Source organism: Siccirubricoccus soli, assembly GCF_024178315.1.
GTDB lineage: Bacteria > Pseudomonadota > Alphaproteobacteria > Acetobacterales > Acetobacteraceae > Siccirubricoccus > Siccirubricoccus soli.
Genome location: NZ_JAMZIK010000214.1, coordinates 1 through 16,632 on the forward strand (window position 1 = coordinate 1; position 16,632 = coordinate 16,632).

Below are 16,632 nucleotides of genomic sequence, written 5' to 3' on the forward strand. Positions count from 1 at the left end.
CGGGGGCGGTTCCGGCACGGGATCGGGCGGCGGGGGCGCGGGCTCTGGCGGCGGCGGCTCGGGCGGGGGCGGTTCCGGCACCGGCTCGGGTGGCGGTGCCGCGGCCTGGACCTCGGGCGCCGCGGCCTCGGCCATGGGCGGCTCGGGCTCGGGTTCCGGCTCGGCCTCGGGGGTGGCGATCTCCACCTCCGTCACCTCCTCCACCGGCGGCAGGGGGGCGGGGGGCAGCAGCAGGGCCAGCAGCACCGCGCCATGCAGCAGCAGCGCCGCAACCGCCGCGACCGCGCGGGTGCGGTCCGGCGTCTCCTGGCGCTGCTGCGGGGCAAGGAAGAAGGACCCGTCCGGCATCTCGCCCCCTGCTCCCGCTCAGCGCCGCGCCGGGGCGGGGTCCGCCACCAGTGCCACGCGGTCCACGCCGGCGCCGCGCAGCCCGCCCAGGACGCGCAGCACCTCGCCATAGGGCACGTCCTTGTCGCCGCGCAGATGCACGGCGGGCGCCGGGTCCTGGCCTTCCCGCGCCTGGGCCAGCAGGGCGGGCAGTTCCGCCTCCTCGACCCGGTTCTCCTGCAGGTAGATCTCCCCGGGCGCGATGACGGTGACGGTGATGGGCTGCACCGGCGTCGGCACTCGGCTGGCATTCGCCTGGGGCAGCCGCACCGGCACGCCCACCGTCATCATCGGCGCCGCCACCATGAAGATGATGAGCAGCACCAGCATGACATCGACCAGCGGCGTGACGTTGATCTCCGCCATCGGCGCGGCGTCGTCGTCCTCCCCGCCGCCGCCGGGCATCTGCATCGCCATGCTCAGACCCCCACCGGCGCGGCGCGGCTGAGCCGCAGGGCAAGGTCGGAGGCCGCAATCATCGCTTCCTGCCGCACCGCGGCCAGGGCGACGGCGAAGCGGTTATAGGCGATGACCGCCGGGATGGCGGCGACCAGGCCGATGGCGGTGGCGAACAGCGCCTCCGCAATGCCCGGCGCCACCCCGGCCAGACTGGTGTCCTGGCTGGCGGCGATGCCGGCGAAGCTGTTCATGATGCCCCAGACCGTGCCGAACAGTCCGACGAAGGGCCCGACCGAGCCGGTGGTGGCGAGGATGGGCAGCCCCGATTCCGCCCGCTTCATCGCCGCGGCGACGGGCCGGCGCAGCGCGACCTCCAGCCGCTGGCGGTATTCGCCATCGGTCTCCCGCGCGCCCTGGCCGCGGCGCCATTCCGGCAGGGCGGCGCCGAGCACCGCGCCGGCGAGGCCGGCGGCGCCGGACTGGCCGGCTTCCGCCAGGGCGAGGGCCTTGGCCTCCCGCCGCAGCCGGCGGATGGTGGCGAGCTTCTCGATGATGATGGTCCAGCAGGCGAGGGACGCCAGGACCAGGCCGAGCATCACCCCCTTCACCACGGGATCGGCGGCGAGGAAGAGCTCAAGCGGGGAGGGGAGGGCGTGCTGCATCGCGGCAAGTAACCGCAATTGCGAGTCGCTTGCAAATTGTCCAAAGCATGCGCCGGGCGCAAGGCAGGCCGGCGCAGCGGTGGCAGGTGGCGGGGCTCTCTGGTCCCCCCCGCAAGCGGCGCGACGCCCTGGCTTCCGCGGGATCCGGCGGGGCGAGGTCAGCCCTCGGCAATGCGCGGGAAGACCGGGCCGTAGGCGCGGCGCAGCTCGGCGATCTGGCCGGCGGGGGGCTGGGCATAGGCGCCGCGCCGGCTGGTGAAGCGGCCGCCCATCAACCGATTCAGCTTCACCGCCGATTCCCCGGCCTTCAGCAGCGCCACCGAGGCGTTCAGCACCGGCACGCCGCGCCCCGCCTCATGGATCCCGGCCTCGGCCAGCAGCACCATGGCGACGCCGGCCGCCGGGATCACCACCTCCGCCCCGCGGGCGACGCAGGCATCGGCCGCCGCCTGGAACTGGCCGAGGATGCGCTCCCGCGCCTCGCCCGGGGAGAAGGCGGCGTCGAGATCGGCCAGGCGGTCCACCTTCATGCGTTCCACCCCGACGACGCGCGTCGTCAGGCCGGTGAGGGCGACATTCTCCAGGATGCGGCTGTGGTGCTTGTCATTGGCGATGACGAGGCCGATGGAGGCGCCCATCTGGCAGGCGGTCAGCAGCGCCGTCTCGCACAGGCCAAGCACCGGGATGGAGAGCATCTCCCGCGCCGGCCGCAGCCCCGGATCGGCGATGTTGCCCAGCAGCAGCGCATCGAAGCCCTCCGCCTCGGCGCGGGCGGCGTTCTCCAGCACCTCGATCGTCTCGATGAATTCGAGGCTGCGATACTGGTCGCCGATGCCGCCGCGCTTCTCGATGCCATGGATGGCGATCTCGGTGCCCGGGTCGGCGGCGCGGTCCAGGGTGCGGCGCAGCGCCTCGGCATAGGCCGGCCAGGCGGCGGGCCGGGTCATGGACTGGTACCAGAGACGCATGGTCAGAGATCGGCCTTCCAGATCCAGAGGCCGATCAGCGCGCCGACCACGGCGCCCAGGGCCAGGGGAAGCGGCCCCGTCGCCGCCAATTCTCGCGCGATGGCGGTCCAGAGGACGAAGACGCCGATCGCCACCGCGATGCCGCCGAAAAGCGAGGCGCGGGAGGTCTTGATGCCGCCGCCATCCAGCGGCCTGAGCGCGCCCGACCGAGGCGGGGCGGCGCCCTGCAGCCCCGATCGGTCCTGCAAGCTTGGCTGCGCCGCCATGCTATTCGGCCGCCAGCATCGGGCTGCGCGGGCGGCCGGCCTGCGGGTCGTCCAGCGTGTGCTTCACCCGCTTCAGGTCGCCGCGGACATGCCGCGCATCATAGCCGTTGAAGATGTGGCCGAGCAGCCCGCGCTTCAGGTCGCTGGTGCCGAACAGCCAGTCGGCGATCGGGTAGGTGAGGTTGAAATTACGTTCCATCATGATGGCGGTGTTGTGGTGCGCGGCATGGTGGCGGCGGATGGTGTTGATGAAGGGGATGTGCCGGACGATCCGGTCATCCTTCACATGGCAGCAGAAGTGGAAGAGCTCGTAATTCAGGTAGAGCGCCGTGTTGGTGATGAGCAGCAGCCAGCCCGCATCCGGGAAGCCGAGCAGGTTCAGCACCGCGGCCGGGATCAGCGACATCGCCAGGAAGGTGACGAGGGCATAGGGCGGGAAGAAGACGATCCGGAAGTCCCGGCTGTTGTCGAAGGTGTATTCGTTCTCGGTGAAGAACTGGTGGTGCGCCAGGGTGTGGCGCTTGTAGATGCCCATCAGCCCGCGCAGCGGCCGGTGCATGACGTATTTGTGGATCCACCACTCGAAGACATTGGCGCCGAGGAAGGCGGCCGGGATCACCAGATACTCATACCAGGCGGGCGAGGCGATCTGCCGGGCGCAGTACCAAATGGCGCCGCCGCCGATGGCGTAGATCAGGGCGACATGCGCCCAGCCATGGTAGAGCCGGCCGATCTTCTGCCGGAAATCCGCCCGGAAGGCCTGCTGCCGGCGGGAGAGCCGCTCCCGCTTCAAGGCCTCGGCGCTGCTGTGGCTGCCGTCCATGATGGCCGTTTCCCCGGTTATGCCGGCTGACATATCAGCCGCCTACCGGGGCAGGGTCAAGCGAGGGGTGGGACGGCGCCCCCCCGCCGGGAGGAAGGCTTACGGCTCCGGCCCGACCGTCGCCCGGGTGAAGGCCTCGATATAATCGAGCAGCGCGTCGGAGGCGCGGGCCGCCCCCTCCGCATCGCCCTCGGCGATCGCCGTGGCCAGCGCCGCATGGGCGACGGCCGAGCGCGGCAGGTCGGCGTTGCGCTGCCAGTGGATGAACCAGAAGCGGCGCGACAGCCCATGCATCAGCGCCATGGCGGCGGCGGCGAACTCGTTCCGCGCCGCCTCCAGCACCAGCAGGTTCAGCGCCCGGTCGGCGGAGAGGAAGGCGGTGCCGTCATTGCTCGCCGCCGCCTGCTCCATGCGCTCCGCCACGGCGCGGAAATGCCGTCGCTCCGCCGCATCCGCCCGGCGCGCCGCGAGGCGGGCGATCAGCCGCTCCACCTCCCGCCGCACCTCCAGCAGGCGGAGCTGCTCTCGCACATCGACCGGCGCCACGACGATCCCCCGCCGCGGCAGGATGCGCACCAGCTTCTCCCGCGCCAGGCGCTGCAGCGCCTCCCGCACCGGGGTGCGGCCGAATTGGAAGCGGGCGGAAAGCTGCGCCTCGCTCACCGCCTCCCCCGGCCGCAGGTCGAGCGTGACGATCGCCTCCTCGATGGCCCGGTAGGCCTGCTCGGTGAGGGTGCTGTCGCCCGTCGCCACCTGCGGCGCGCGGTCCTGTTTCGGGTACGAAGTGGCTTCTCGCATCGCAGCAGCTTTTGCGGGAGAAGCGCGTCGGGCGCAACCATAGTTGACAAGCCCGGTCGGTTCACCGCACACTCCGCAGCGTCAGATATATCAGCGGGATATTTAATTCTGCCCGCTGCTATATCGCCCAGCGGAAAGCCGGGTTTAGGGAGGGTGAGGTCCGGGGTGCCGCGCGTGCCGGGTGGCGTGCTCCGCGAATGTCGGAGCCGGCCCGGCGCGTGCCCCCTACTTGGTCGATCGACCGCCTTCCAGCGCTGCCACCGCCGCCGCGATCTCCTCCTCGGTCAGCATCCAGGCATTGTCGAGCTCCGCCACCACGCTCCGCATGAAGCCCTCGGTCAGGGCCAGAGCGCGCTTCGGGTCCCCCAGATGCTCACACAAAAGCGCGAGGGCGAGCTGGCGAGGACCGTCCCCCTCATAGGTCCATTCGAACCCCATGGGGGAGAAGCTGTGGATGTCGAAGCGCGGGTCCAACGGGGCGCCATCCACCGTCACCTCCGCCCCGGCGAGGCCGCGGCCGCCTTCATAGATCTTCATGGAAACACCACCACGGAGCGGATCGCCTCCCCGCGTTTCAGCGCGGCGAAGCCCTGGTTGATCTCCTCAAGCCCGATGCGGGCGGTGATCAGGCTGTCGAGGTCGAGCTTCCCGGCCAGATAGGCCTCCGCCAGCAGCGGGAAATCCTCGGCCGGCCGGGCGCCGCCATAGGAGGAGCGGGTGATCCGCTTCTCCTGCATCAGGGCGCCCCAGCGGAAGGGCATCTCGGCATTCACCCCGAGCTTGCCGAGCCAGACCACCTGCCCGCCGGGCCGCACGGCCTCCACGCTGGCGCGCAGGCTGGCGGGGACCCCGGCGGCCTCGATCACCGCATCGGCGCCGCGGCCGGCGGTGAGGCGGCGGGCGAGGGCGGCGGGATCCTCCTGCGCCGGGTCGCAGAGCGTGGTGGCGCCGGCCCGCTCCGCCATGGCGCGGCGGGCGGGGTTGGGATCGACGGCGATGATCCGCCCGGCGCCGGCGAGCCTGGCGCCCTGGATGGCGGCCAGGCCGACCGCGCCCGCGCCGATCACCATCACCACCTCGCCCCAGCCGATCCGGGCGATATGGGTGGCGGCGCCGAAGCCCGTCATCACCGCGCAGCCGAGCAGGCAGGCGCGGTCCAGCGGCATCTCGCGCGGCACCCGGACGGCCTGCTGCACCGGAACCACGACATATTCCGCGAAGCCGCCGAGATACATGAGCTGATGCAGCGTGGCGCCATCGTCGCAGGCGAGGCGCGGGCGCCCGTCGAAATGCACTGCCTTGGGGCCGTTGGCCAGGTAGGGCTCGCAGAGGATGGGCTGGGCGCGGCGGCAATAGAAGCAGCCGCCGCAATGCGGGTTCCAGGACAGCACCACGGGATCCCCGGGGGCGAGGCCCGTCACGCCCTCCCCCAGCGCCGCGATGGTCCCAGCCGCCTCATGCCCCAGCACGGCCGGCAGGGTGAGGCCGAACTGGCCCTCGATGACCTCGAGGTCAGTGTGGCAGAGCGAGGCGGCGGCGGTCTTCACCAGCACATCGCCGGGGGCGAGGGGGGCGATGCGAATGCGCTCGATCGCCATGGGCTGGCCGATGGCGCGCAGCACCGCGGCACGGGCTTGCATGGAGGTCCTCCCGTTATTCAGGGCAGCCTAGCGCGGGCGCCGTCCGTTCCGGGAGGGGCCTTGCTCCTCCCGGACCCACCCCGCCAAAGGCCGAGGGGCCTTTGGAAACCATGAGTCTGGGGCGCGCGGGGTTCAGCCGCAGCGCACCAGCCCATCCACCGCCAGGCAGCCCCATTCGCCCGCGATCAGCGGGTTCACCTCCGCCTCCTGCAGCGTCTCGCCGGCCGCGGCGGCCAGCACGGAGAAGGCGGAGACCGCCTTCGCCACCGCCGCCACATCGGCCTTGGGGGCGCCGCGGAAGCCGTCCAGCAGCGGGAAGCCCTTCAGGCTGCGCAGCATCGCCTCGGCGCGCGCCGGGGTGACGGGCGCGAGGTCCAGCGCCACGTCGCGCCACAGCTCCGCCTGCACCCCGCCGGTGCCGACCAGGATCATCGGCCCGAATTGCGGGTCCCGCCGCGCGCCGAGGATCAGCTCCACGCCCTTGCGCGACATGCGCTGCACCAGCACGCCATCCAGCCTGGCCTGCGGCGCGTGCCGCTTCGCACTCGCCATGATCTCGGCGAAGGCCGCCTTCACCGCGGCGGCATCGGCCAGGTTCAGCTTCACCCCGCCGACTTCCGTCTTGTGCGCGATGTCCGGGCTGTCCAGCTTCAGCACCACCGGGAAGCCAAGCGCGGCGGCCTGGTCCGCTGCGGCGTCCGCCGTCGCGGCGCGGCGCTCCTCCACCACCGGCACGCCGACCTTGGCGAACAGCGCCTTCGCCTCGGCCTCCGTCAACACCGCGCCATTGCCGGGCAGCGCGGCCACCGCCTCGGCCAGCCCCGGCGGCGGGGCGGGCGGCGCTTCCTCCTGCCGGTCGTAATAGGCGTGCCAGAGCTTGATGCCCTTCATCAGCCGCCGCATGGAGCGGAACAGCGGCACCACGGGCGAGGCATCGGCGGCGACCGCCCCCGGCCCTTCGAGCTGTTCCGGGATCCAGGCGACGACGATCGGCTTGCCGCCCTTCTCCGCCAGCTCGCCGATCTCCTTGATGCGCGCCACCGTCGTCGCGTGGTGCGAATAGACCTGCGGATAGACGATGACGCCGTATTGCGGGTCGGCGGCCATCGCGAGCACGCATTTGCCGAAGCTGGTCGGGTCGCTCGCCGCCTGGGCCGTCAGGTCGCAGGGGTTGCGGGGCGCGCCGAAATCCGGGATCGCCGCCTCCAGCACCGCCTTCGCCTCGGTCGAGGGCTGCGGCATGGGCAGATCCAGCGCCTCCGCATGATCGGCGGCCATGATGCCGGCGCCGCCCGAGGCGGTGACGATGGCGACGCCCTTCGCCTTCGGCTTGCCCGCCTTGGCGAAGAGCGCGGCGGTTTCCAGCAGCGCGTCGAAATCCTCCACCTCCACCATGCCGGCGCGGGCGAAGGCGGCGGACCAGGCGGCGGCGCTGCCGGCCAGCGAGCCGGTATGGGAGACGGCGGCCGCCGCGCCCGCCTCGCCACGGCCGAGCTTCAGCACGACGATCGGCTTGCCCGCCGCCTTCGCCGCCTCGCCCAGCAGCGCCAGGCGGCGGCCGTCGCGCAGCCCCTCCACCGCCAGCGCCACGACGCGGCATTCCGGCATGGAAAGCTGGTAGGCGGCGAGGTCGCAGACATCGAGGTCGGTGGCGTTGCCCGCCGTCGTCATATGGCAGACGGCGAAGCCGCGCTCCGCGGCCTGCATCAGCGCATAGCCCAGCGCGCCGGACTGGCTGGTGATGGCAACGCCGCCGGCCGGCGCGGTCATGCGCACATATTCCGGCATGAAGGTGACGCCGGCCTTCAGCACATGGTCGACGATGCCGAGGCAGTTCACGCCGACCAGCGGCAGCTTGGCGCCGCGGCAGAGCTCGCGCAGCGTCGCTTCCTCCGCCACGCGCTCCGGCAGGCCGGTCTCGCCATAGCCGGAGGCGAAGGCGATGATGCCGCCGGCGCCCTTGGCGATGCACTCCTTCACCGCGCCCACCACCTGCTCCCGCGGCAGGGCGATCAGCACGCAGTCCGGCGCTTCCGGCAATTCGGACAGGCTGGCGTAGCACGGGCGGCCATGCAGCTCCTTCCCGGCGTATTTCGGGTTCACGCCCCAGACCGGGCCGGCGAAATTCACCAGGTTGGTGACGGTGCGGCCGCCGAAGCGGGTGGCCTCGGCGGAGACGCCGATGACGGCGACGCTGCGCGGCGAGAGCAGGCGGCGCAGGCTGGCCGGGTCGCGCAGTGGTTCCGGCGCCGTCTCGGTATGTTGTGGCACTTCGTCCCTCCCGTGCTTGATGCGAGGACAGTAACCGGGAGGGACGGAGGGTCAACGGGGCGGCTGGCGGAGACACCGTGCCGCCGCTTCGCCGCGGCGTTCAGTCCAGCCGCGCGAGCCACTCCCGCTGCAGCACCGCCGGGTCGGCCTCGAAGCGCTCCTCCAGCACGGTGGACGCCAGCACCCGTTCCACCCGGAAGTGCCGGTAGTCCTTCCGCTTCTCGCACCAGGCGCCGAGCAGCGTGGCATCGACGTAATAGGCCATGGCGATCGGCCAGACGACGCGATCGGTCCGCCGGCCCGCGGCATCCTCGTAGGTCATGTGCAACTTCCGCCGATCCCGGATCGCGGCGCGCAGGGCTGCCAGGTCGATTCCCCGCGGCTCCGCCGTGCTGCCCTCGGAGACCCAGAAGGGCGGCTCCATCATGTCCCGCCGCAGGCTGTCCGGCAGGGCGGTTGCCAGCTTGGCCAGCACGCTTTCCGCCGCCTGGGCCAGGCCCGGGTCGCGCAAGCGCCGCACCATGCGGGCGCCGACGGCGATGGCGTCGATCTCGTCCGCGGTGAACATCAGGGGCGGCAATTCGAAGCCGCGACGCAGCACATAGCCGAGGCCGGCGGCACCCTCGATCGGCACGCGGCGGGCCTGGAGGGTGGCGATGTCGCGGTAGATGGCCCGCTCCGCCACCTCCAGCCGCTCCGCCAGTTTTCGCGCCGTGACCGGTCGCGGCGCGACCCGCAGCGTCTGGATGATGTCGAACAGGCGGTCCGCGCGGCGCATGGCGGGCTCGAGGGCGGTTGCTCCTGACATAACCCTGTCAGGAGGGGGTGGCTAGCCTCGCTGGCATGTCCACCGCCTCCCCTGCCGCGGCCGGCCTCGGCCCCGCCTGCATCCTCGCCTCCGCCCTGCTGTTCAGCACGGCCGGGGTGTTCACCGGCCTGGTCACGGCAGATCCCTGGACCATCCTGGTCTGGCGCGGGGCCTTCGCCGGTCTCGTCCTCGCCGCCGGCACCGCCTGGCGGGGCGGCTGGGGCGCCCTGCGGCCGCGGCGATGGCTCTCCCGGCCAGCGCTGGCGGTGGCGGCCTGCTCCACCCTCGGGACCCTGCTCTTCATTCATGCCCTCAGGCTGACCACGGTGGCGGAGGTCACGCTGCTCTACGCCACCGCGCCCTTCCTCGCCGCCGCCTTCGCCTGGGCCTGGCATGGCGAAAGGCCGGCGCGCTCCACGCTGCTGGCCAGCCTCCTGGCGCTGGCGGGGGTTGCGGTGATGACCGGCGCGGCGCCGGGGCGGGACGGGCTCGCTGGCAATCTGCTGGCGCTGGGGATGACGGCGTCGATCGCCGCCATGATGGTCATTATCCGCCGCCACCGGACGCTGCCGATGCTGCCGGCCGCGGCGCTCTCCGCCTTCGCCTCCGCCCTGCTGGCGCTGCCCCTGGCCCGGCCCCTTGCGGTGACGGGGACGGAGGCGGCCTGGCTGGCGCTGTTCGGGGCCGGGCAGTTCGGGCTGGGGCTGCTGCTGCTGACGGAGGGCAGCCGCCTGCTGCCGGGGGCGCGGGCGGCGCTGCTGGGCAATGCGGAATTGCCGCTGGCGCCGCTCTGGGTCTGGCTGGCCTTCGGCAGCCTGCCGCCGCCCGGGACCTGGCTGGGGGGTGCGGTGGTGGCGCTGGCGCTGGCGATCGACCTGAAGGCGCAGTGGAATTCCGCCGGCTGACATCGAGATTTCGTCCCCATCCGCCGGCCAGAGGGTGCACAATCGGCGCGTGCAGCGAGGGAGAGCGCGCATGCACAAGAACAGCACCCCCCATCTGGCACCGGGGGTCTCCGCCCTGGGCGGTGCCGCCTGCGGCCTGAGCTATGAGGGCGCGCTGCGCGACGCCATGGCGCGGGAGGAGCGGGACCGCCGCCGCGAGGCCGGCCGCCGGCGCACGCCGCCGGCCCCGCAGCAGCAGCGCAGCCAGGTGCCGCCGCGGGAGCAGGGGCGGCAGGCCGGCGGCTGAGCCCGAGGCCGCGATCCACCTCCTTCGGATGCCATTCCGGCCGGGCAGGTCATTACGATATCGGTGATATCCCACGCGTGGCACATTGATGCCGTCTGCAAGGCAAGGGCTCAGCCGCAAGAAGTGCGGTGCGCCTTTGGCGACGTCGAAGGCGCTGCTAAATGCAATCATCGGACAAGTCGGCCTTGAGCGCCACTGCCCGAACCGGACCGCCCCTTGCCCTGACGCGGCTTTGCCGCGGCAGGCTGTGCGAGCCCTCGGGTTCAGCGAAACCGGGGTCCCCGCAAAGCCGCGCCGCGGCTTTGCGGGGAAATACTAATACATCGTATCCCGCAGCCGCTGCGGCGCGTCCCGGTCGTAGCTCTCCGGCTCTACCAGCCCGCCGGTATGCGCGGCGATGAGCTGCCCCATGGTCGGCACCGCTTCCGGCCGCTTCCGCTCACCCCAGAGCCTGGACCGCATGAGCGCCTTGGCGCATTGCATGTAGACCTCCCGCACCGAGATCAGCAGCACGGTCGCCGGCGTCTTGCCCTGCTCGGTGAAGCGCTCGCGCAGCGCCAGATCGGCGGTGATGCGCGCCGTGCCATTCACCCGCAGCGTCTCGCCGATGCCGGGGACGAAGAACAGCAGCGCCACCTCGGGATTCTCGACGATGTCGCGCAGCCCATCCAGCCGGTTGTTCCCCCGCCGGTCCGGCAGCGCCAGCGTTCCTTCGTCCAGCGGGAGGATGAAGCCCGGCGCATCGCCCCGCGGGGTCGCATGCGGGCCGTTGCTGCCGCAGGTGGCCAGGATGGCGAAGGGGGAGGCGGCGATGAAGGCCCGCGTCCGCTCCTCCAGCCGGTGGGTCACCTTCTTCAGCACCAGCTCCCGCGGCGCGTCGTAATGCTGCGCGAGCTGCTCCAGGGTGGTGATGGCGAAGGGGTCGCCAAGGGGGGAGGATGGGGTGAGGGCGTCCATGGCCCGGCAGCCTGCCAGCCCCCAGCCCCCCGGGGCAAGGTTGATCGGCCGGCCATTGGCAAGGCCGCCGGTGGCGCCGGGGGCGGCAGAAGGCTATAAGCCCATCTTCACCCGCAATCTTAAGTTCCGGAGATTCCGGCCATGGCCGGGCATTCGCACGCCAAGAACATCATGCACCGCAAGGCGGCCCAGGGCGCGAAGAAGGCCCAGGCCTTCGGCAAGCTGATCCGCGAAATCACCGTCTCCGCCAAGCAGGGCCTGCCGGACCCGGCCATGAACCCCCGGCTACGCGCCGCGGTGAAGGCCGCCCTGGTCGCCAACATGACCAAGGACACGATCGACCGGGCCATCAAGCGCGCCAGCACGGCCGGCCAGGGCGAGGACTACCAGGAGGTGCGGTACGAGGGCTACGGCCCCTACGGCGTCGCTGTCATCGTCGAGGCGCTGACCGACAACCGCAACCGCACCGCGGGCGAGGTCCGCTCCGCCTTCGCCAAGGCCGGCGGGGCGCTGGGCGAGACCAACAGCGTTTCCTTCCAGTTCGAGCGCAGGGGGGTGCTCTGGTACCCCGGCCTGCAGGGCAGGGAGGAGGAGATCCTGGAAGCCGCCATCGAGGCCGGCGCCCAGGACGTGGACTCCGACGAGGAAGGCCACGAGATCACCTGCGCCCCGGAGGATTTCTTCGCCGTGCGGGACGCGATGGAGGCGAGGTTCGGCAGCCCCGAGAGCGCCAAGGTCGAATGGGTGCCGAATGTGCGCATCGACCTGGACGAGGAGAAGGCGCGCGACATCCTGAAGCTGATCGACCGGCTGGAGGAGAGCGACGACGTGCAGAACGTCTATGCCAATTTCGAAGTCTCCGACGCCGTCTCCCTGAAGCTCTCGGCCTGAGCCAGGTGACGGGGGCCGTCCGCCTGCTCGGGCTGGATCCCGGGCTGCAGCATACGGGCTGGGGCGTGGTGGAAAGCGCGGGCAGCCGGCTGCGGCATCTGGGGGACGGGGTGATCTCCACGGATGCCGACTCGCCTTTGGCCGAGCGGCTGCGGGCGCTGCACCTGGCGCTGGCGGCGCTGATCGAGGCGTGGCGGCCGGACGAGGCGGCGGTGGAGCACACCTATGTCAACAAGAACCCGGGCGCGGCGCTGAAGCTCGGCCAGGCGCGGGGGGTGGTGTTGCTGGCGCCGGCGCTGGCAGGCATTCCCGTCGCGGAATATCAGGCGATGGAGGTGAAGCGCGCCGTGGTCGGCACCGGGCATGCGGAGAAGGCGCAGGTGGAAGCCATGGTGAAGCGGCTGCTGCCAGGCGCCACGCTCCGCCGGGCGGACGCCGCCGACGCGCTGGCCGTCGCGATCTGCCACGCACATCATCGGGGGACGAAGCTGGCGCTGGCGCGGGGGTATGTGCCGGCATGAACAGTGCCTCGCATCGAGGGGGCGTTGCCCCCTCGAACTCCCCCACCAAAGGCCGAAGGGCCTTTGGAAACCATGAGTTTCAGACCGGCAAACTCAAGGGGTCCAGGGGCCTTTCGGCCCTTGGCGGAGGGAGCTCGAGGGAGGCAGCGCCTCCCTCGAACACGCCATGATCGGCAAGCTCACCGGCCGCCTGGACAGCGTCCATGAAGGCGGCTGCATCCTCGATGTGAACGGCGTTGGCTACCTGCTTTCCTGCTCCACCAAGACCCTGGACCGGCTGCGGGACGCGCCCCAGGCGGCGCAGCTGCTGGTCGAGACCCATGTCCGCCAGGACGCCATCGTCCTCTTCGGCTTCGCCACGCGGCAGGAGCGGGAGACCTTCGCCAAACTCACTTCCATCCAGGGGGTGGGGCCGAAGGTGGCGCTCGACATCCTCTCCGCCTTCGGGCCGGAGGAGCTGGCCGGTGCCATCCGCGCCGGGGACCGCGCGGGGCTGCGCCAGGCGAATGGCGTCGGCGCCAAGCTGGCCGACCGGCTGGTGACGGAGCTGCGCGACTGGGCGGGCGGCATCCAGCCTCCCTCCGGCATCGCCGTCGCCCCTACCGCCACGGTCCAGGCCCCGGCGGGGGCGGAGGCGGATGCCGTCTCGGCCCTTATCAACCTCGGCTGGAGGCGGCCGGAGGCGCAGGCGGCGGTGAACCGCGCCAAGACCCGGCTCGGTGATGGCGCCGCGCTGGAATCACTGATCCGGGATAGCCTGAAGGAGCTGGCACGGTGAGCGGGAAGCGGCGCGGCCCTCCCCCGGCGGAGGCGGAGGAGCGCATCACGACCCCCGACCGGACCGAGGAGGATGCCGCCGAGGCCACCCTCCGCCCGCAGACCCTGGACGATTTCACCGGCCAGAAGACGCTGCGCGAGAACCTCGCCATCTTCATCCAGGCCGCGAAGGCGCGCGGGGAGGCGCTGGACCATGTCCTGCTGCACGGCCCGCCCGGCCTCGGCAAGACGACGCTCGCGCAGATCGTGGCGCGGGAGCTGGGCGTCGGCTTCCGCGCCACCTCCGGCCCCATCCTGCAGAGGGCCGGCGACCTGGCGGCGATCCTGACGAACCTGCAGCCGCGCGACGTGCTGTTCGTCGATGAGATCCACCGCCTGCAGCCGGCGCTGGAGGAAACCCTCTACCCCGCCATGGAGGATTTCCAGCTCGACCTCATCATCGGCGAGGGGCCGGCGGCGCGGACCGTGCGCATCGACCTGCCACCCTTCACCCTGGTCGGCGCTACCACCCGCGCGGGGCTGCTGGCCACCCCGCTGCGGGACCGCTTCGGCATTCCGCTGCGCCTGCAATTCTACACGCCGGAGGAGTTGCTGCTGATCGTCCGTCGTGGCGCCCAGAAGCTTGGCTTCGCGCTCGCCGAGGACGGGGCGGAGGAGATCGCCCGCCGCTCCCGCGGCACGCCGCGCATCGCCGGGCGCCTGCTGCGCCGGGTGCGGGACTTCGCCATGGTCGCCGGCCGCCCCGCCGACCGCGCCATGGCGGACGGTGCCCTGGCCCGGTTGGAGGTGGACCGGCTCGGCCTGGATGCCATGGACCGCCGCTACCTCCGCCGCATCGCGGAGTACCACAATGGCGGGCCGGTGGGCGTCGAGACCCTGGCGGCGGCGCTGGCCGAGGCGCGGGACACGATCGAGGACGTGATCGAGCCCTATCTGATCCAGGAAGGCCTCGTCATGCGCACCCCGCGCGGCCGGGTGCTGGGGGAGCCAGGCTGGCGCCATCTCGGCATGACGCCCCCCGCCGGCTTCGCCATCCAGCCGGATCTCCTCTCCGGGGGCGATCAGGCGCCGTGACCAGCAAGCTACCCCCGCCAGGCCCGGCCCATCGCTACCCCCTCCGGGTCTATTTCGAGGACACCGATGCGGGCGGCATGGCCTACCACGCCAACTACCTCCGCTGGGCGGAGCGGGCTCGCACGGAATCTTTGCGCGCCATTGGCTTGCCGCACCAAATGATGATCGAACTTCACGATTCGATACTCGTGGTGCGACGCATCGAAGTGGAGTATTGGCGGCCCGCCCGACTCGATGACGCGATCGTGGTTGAAACCAGGGTGGTTGCCGTGCGTGGCGTCACCCTGGTGCTGGACCAGCGGATGCTGCGGGAGGGGGAGGGCGTCGGCGAAGGGCCGCTGGCGGCGCTGCGGGTGGAACTGGCCTGCGTCGATCGCCACGGGCTGCGCCCGAAGCGAATTCCGGAACCCTGGCGGAGCGCCCTTTCGGGCTCCGCCACGGGGTGAATACGAAACCGCCGCGGATCGGCCATGATCCGGCATGAGGATGAGCTAGGAGAGCAGCTTTGGACCGCAGCGTGACGGCAACTCCTCTGGGCCAGGCGGCGGCTGACCTGTCGCTCTGGGGCCTCTTCCTGCAGGCCGATTGGGTGGTGAAGCTGGTCATGCTCGGCCTGCTCTTCGCCAGCATCTGGGTCTGGGCCATTGTCTTCGAGAAGGTCACCAGCCTGCGCCGCGCCAACAAGGCGGCGGATGCCTTCGAGGACGCCTTCTGGTCCGGCGGCAGCCTGGACGAGCTCTACCGGCGGGAGGGCGACCAGCCCACCCACCCCATGGCCGCGGTCTTCGCCACCGCCATGCGGGAATGGCGCCGCAGCGCCGAACGCGTTGCCACCTCGGACTTCGTCGCCGCGGGGGTGAAGGAGCGGATCGACCGCAGCATGGCGCTGACCGTGCAGCGGGAGATGGAGCGGCTGGAGCGGTGGATGATCTTTCTGGCCTCCGTCGGCTCGGTCGGGCCCTTTGTCGGGCTGTTCGGCACGGTCTGGGGCATCATGAACAGCTTCGCGGCCATCGCCGGCATGCAGAACACCAACCTCGCCGTGGTGGCGCCGGGCATCGCGGAGGCGCTGTTCGCCACCGCCATCGGCCTGGTCGCCGCCATCCCGGCGGTGCTGGCCTACAACAAGATCAGCTCCGACATGGCGCGCTTCGCGGGGCGGCTGGAAGGCTTCGCGGCGGAGTTCTCCGGCATCCTCGCCCGGCAGACCGAAAGCGCGGTCAGCCCGGCGCGCAGCCCGGCCCCGGCGGCGGAGTAGGACCATGGCGGCCTCGCTCAACGGCGGCGGCAAGGGGCGCGGCCGCTACCGGCCGATGGCGGAGATCAACGTCACGCCGCTGGTCGATGTCATGCTGGTGCTGCTCATCATCTTCATGGTGGCGGCGCCGATGATGACGGTGGGCGTGCCGGTGGACCTGCCGAAGACCCAGGCCAGCGCCCTGAACCAGGAGAACGAGCCCATCACCATTTCGGTGAATGCCGAGGGCCAGATCTTCCTGCAGGAGACGGAAGTGCCGCTGGAGGGCTTGGTGGACCAGCTCCAGGCCATCGCCCGCCAGCAGCCCGAGGGCGCGCCGGAGCGGCGCATCTTCGTCCGTGGCGACCGCGGCGTGAATTACGGCCGGGTGATGGAAGTGATGGGTACGATCAGCGCCGGCGGCTTCAGCCGCGTCGCGCTCCTCGCCGAGCAGCCGGGGACCCCCCGCCCCGCTGCCGCGCCCGCCCGGCCGCAGCAGCGGCCGAGGGGCTGACATGAACGGATACGAGGGGGGATCCACCCCCCTCGAACTCCCCCCGCGGACCACCGGCATGGATCAGAGGCATCCAGGGGCCCTGCAGCCCTTGGCGGAGGGAGATGGGGACGGGTGGCAGGCGGCAGGCATGCCTCCGGCGCCACGGCCGCCCCGGAACGGCGCAGACGGCGGAATGCGGCAGCGGGGCATGCGCTTCTGGGGCACGGTATCGGCGGCGGTCCACGTCGTGCTGCTGGTGCTCGGCCTGCTGTTCGGCCTGCCGAAGCCCTTCCGGGAGCCGGAGGAACTGGCCGTCCCGGTCGAGATCATCGCCCCCATCCCGAACCAGCAGGCCCAGGGCGAGCAGCCTGCGCCGGTCGCCGCGCCCGCCACCGTGCCGCGCCCGCCGACGCCCGACCAGCCGCCCGCGCCGGAGCAGCGCCAGGTGACGCCGCTGCCGCCGCCC

Annotated in this window: 20 protein-coding genes and 2 pseudogenes; 10 read left to right on the plus strand and 12 right to left on the minus strand. The window is 71.8% G+C overall.

The annotated features are described in order from the left end of the window. The 11 genes and pseudogenes from NJ376_RS26280 to NJ376_RS26330 all read right to left on the minus strand — a co-directional run. Positions 1-348 (minus strand): annotated as a pseudogene (locus tag NJ376_RS26280) (hypothetical protein); the annotation flags it as partial. A gap of 18 nt (positions 349-366) precedes the next feature. Continuing rightward, on the minus strand, positions 367-804 hold the full coding sequence (locus NJ376_RS26285; protein ID WP_252956331.1) for an ExbD/TolR family protein: 438 nt from the start codon (positions 802-804) through the stop codon (positions 367-369). A 2-nt stretch (positions 805-806) separates the two neighbouring features. Further along, positions 807-1,448 (minus strand): MotA/TolQ/ExbB proton channel family protein, encoded by a 642-nt coding sequence (locus tag NJ376_RS26290; protein ID WP_252956332.1) that lies wholly within the window; start codon positions 1,446-1,448, stop codon positions 807-809. A gap of 158 nt (positions 1,449-1,606) precedes the next feature. Beyond that, positions 1,607-2,416 carry an aspartate/glutamate racemase family protein gene (locus NJ376_RS26295; protein ID WP_252956333.1) on the minus strand — a complete coding sequence of 270 codons (810 nt, stop codon included), beginning with the start codon at positions 2,414-2,416 and terminating at the stop codon, positions 1,607-1,609. A 2-nt stretch (positions 2,417-2,418) separates the two neighbouring features. Next, the gene (locus NJ376_RS26300) at positions 2,419-2,664 is read right to left on the minus strand and encodes a hypothetical protein (RefSeq protein WP_252956334.1); all 246 of its coding nucleotides are present in this window, start codon (positions 2,662-2,664) and stop codon (positions 2,419-2,421) included. Positions 2,665-2,683: 19 nt separating this feature from the next. Next, positions 2,684-3,505 carry a sterol desaturase family protein gene (locus tag NJ376_RS26305; protein WP_252956335.1) on the minus strand — a complete coding sequence of 274 codons (822 nt, stop codon included), beginning with the start codon at positions 3,503-3,505 and terminating at the stop codon, positions 2,684-2,686. 99 nt (positions 3,506-3,604) lie between these two features. Further along, on the minus strand, positions 3,605-4,303 hold the full coding sequence (locus NJ376_RS26310) for a GntR family transcriptional regulator (RefSeq protein ID WP_252956336.1): 699 nt from the start codon (positions 4,301-4,303) through the stop codon (positions 3,605-3,607). A 225-nt stretch (positions 4,304-4,528) separates the two neighbouring features. Then, entirely contained in the window at positions 4,529-4,840 is a 312-nt protein-coding gene (locus tag NJ376_RS26315; RefSeq protein WP_252956337.1) for a DUF6166 domain-containing protein, read from the minus strand. Continuing rightward, the gene (locus NJ376_RS26320; RefSeq protein ID WP_252956338.1) at positions 4,837-5,943 is read right to left on the minus strand and encodes a Zn-dependent alcohol dehydrogenase; all 1,107 of its coding nucleotides are present in this window, start codon (positions 5,941-5,943) and stop codon (positions 4,837-4,839) included. Before NJ376_RS26320 ends, NJ376_RS26315 begins: the two co-directional genes overlap by 4 nt. A gap of 132 nt (positions 5,944-6,075) precedes the next feature. Then, a complete protein-coding gene (locus NJ376_RS26325) occupies positions 6,076-8,214 on the minus strand; it encodes an acetate--CoA ligase family protein (protein WP_252956339.1) in 2,139 nt (712 codons plus the stop codon). A gap of 100 nt (positions 8,215-8,314) precedes the next feature. Next, on the minus strand, positions 8,315-8,992 hold the full coding sequence (locus NJ376_RS26330) for a helix-turn-helix transcriptional regulator (RefSeq protein WP_252956340.1): 678 nt from the start codon (positions 8,990-8,992) through the stop codon (positions 8,315-8,317). Positions 8,993-9,039: 47 nt separating this feature from the next. Between NJ376_RS26330 and NJ376_RS26335 the strand changes: the two genes are divergently transcribed. Both NJ376_RS26335 and NJ376_RS26340 read left to right on the plus strand, forming a co-directional pair. Beyond that, positions 9,040-9,927 carry a DMT family transporter gene (locus NJ376_RS26335; protein WP_252956341.1) on the plus strand — a complete coding sequence of 296 codons (888 nt, stop codon included), beginning with the start codon at positions 9,040-9,042 and terminating at the stop codon, positions 9,925-9,927. Positions 9,928-9,997: 70 nt separating this feature from the next. Next, a complete protein-coding gene (locus NJ376_RS26340) occupies positions 9,998-10,213 on the plus strand; it encodes a hypothetical protein (protein ID WP_252956342.1) in 216 nt (71 codons plus the stop codon). Positions 10,214-10,528: 315 nt separating this feature from the next. On the opposite strand, the gene NJ376_RS26345 is transcribed toward NJ376_RS26340, so the two are convergent. Beyond that, a complete protein-coding gene (locus NJ376_RS26345; protein WP_252956343.1) occupies positions 10,529-11,170 on the minus strand; it encodes a pyridoxamine 5'-phosphate oxidase family protein in 642 nt (213 codons plus the stop codon). Between the two features lie 141 nt (positions 11,171-11,311). On the opposite strand from NJ376_RS26345, the gene NJ376_RS26350 reads away from it, so the two are divergent. The 8 genes and pseudogenes from NJ376_RS26350 to NJ376_RS26385 form a co-directional block, all read left to right on the plus strand. Further along, entirely contained in the window at positions 11,312-12,061 is a 750-nt protein-coding gene (locus NJ376_RS26350) for a YebC/PmpR family DNA-binding transcriptional regulator (RefSeq protein ID WP_252956344.1), read from the plus strand. A 5-nt stretch (positions 12,062-12,066) separates the two neighbouring features. After that, on the plus strand, positions 12,067-12,582 hold the full coding sequence (gene ruvC, locus NJ376_RS26355; RefSeq protein WP_252956345.1) for a crossover junction endodeoxyribonuclease RuvC: 516 nt from the start codon (positions 12,067-12,069) through the stop codon (positions 12,580-12,582). Between the two features lie 166 nt (positions 12,583-12,748). Then, positions 12,749-13,360, plus strand: coding sequence for a Holliday junction branch migration protein RuvA (gene ruvA / locus NJ376_RS26360; protein WP_252956346.1), 612 nt, complete (start codon positions 12,749-12,751; stop codon positions 13,358-13,360). A gap of 44 nt (positions 13,361-13,404) precedes the next feature. Next, entirely contained in the window at positions 13,405-14,433 is a 1,029-nt protein-coding gene (gene ruvB, locus NJ376_RS26365) for a Holliday junction branch migration DNA helicase RuvB (RefSeq protein ID WP_252956350.1), read from the plus strand. Continuing rightward, positions 14,430-14,879: a YbgC/FadM family acyl-CoA thioesterase gene (locus NJ376_RS26370; RefSeq protein WP_252956347.1), complete on the plus strand. Its 450-nt coding sequence runs from the start codon at positions 14,430-14,432 to the stop codon at positions 14,877-14,879. The genes ruvB and NJ376_RS26370 overlap by 4 nt, the downstream gene beginning before the upstream one ends. Before the next feature lie 59 nt (positions 14,880-14,938). Continuing rightward, positions 14,939-15,691: a protein TolQ gene (gene tolQ, locus NJ376_RS26375; protein WP_252956348.1), complete on the plus strand. Its 753-nt coding sequence runs from the start codon at positions 14,939-14,941 to the stop codon at positions 15,689-15,691. A 4-nt stretch (positions 15,692-15,695) separates the two neighbouring features. Next, positions 15,696-16,184: a protein TolR gene (gene tolR / locus NJ376_RS26380; protein ID WP_252956349.1), complete on the plus strand. Its 489-nt coding sequence runs from the start codon at positions 15,696-15,698 to the stop codon at positions 16,182-16,184. Between the two features lie 190 nt (positions 16,185-16,374). Then, positions 16,375-16,632, plus strand: a pseudogene (locus NJ376_RS26385) (hypothetical protein); the annotation flags it as partial.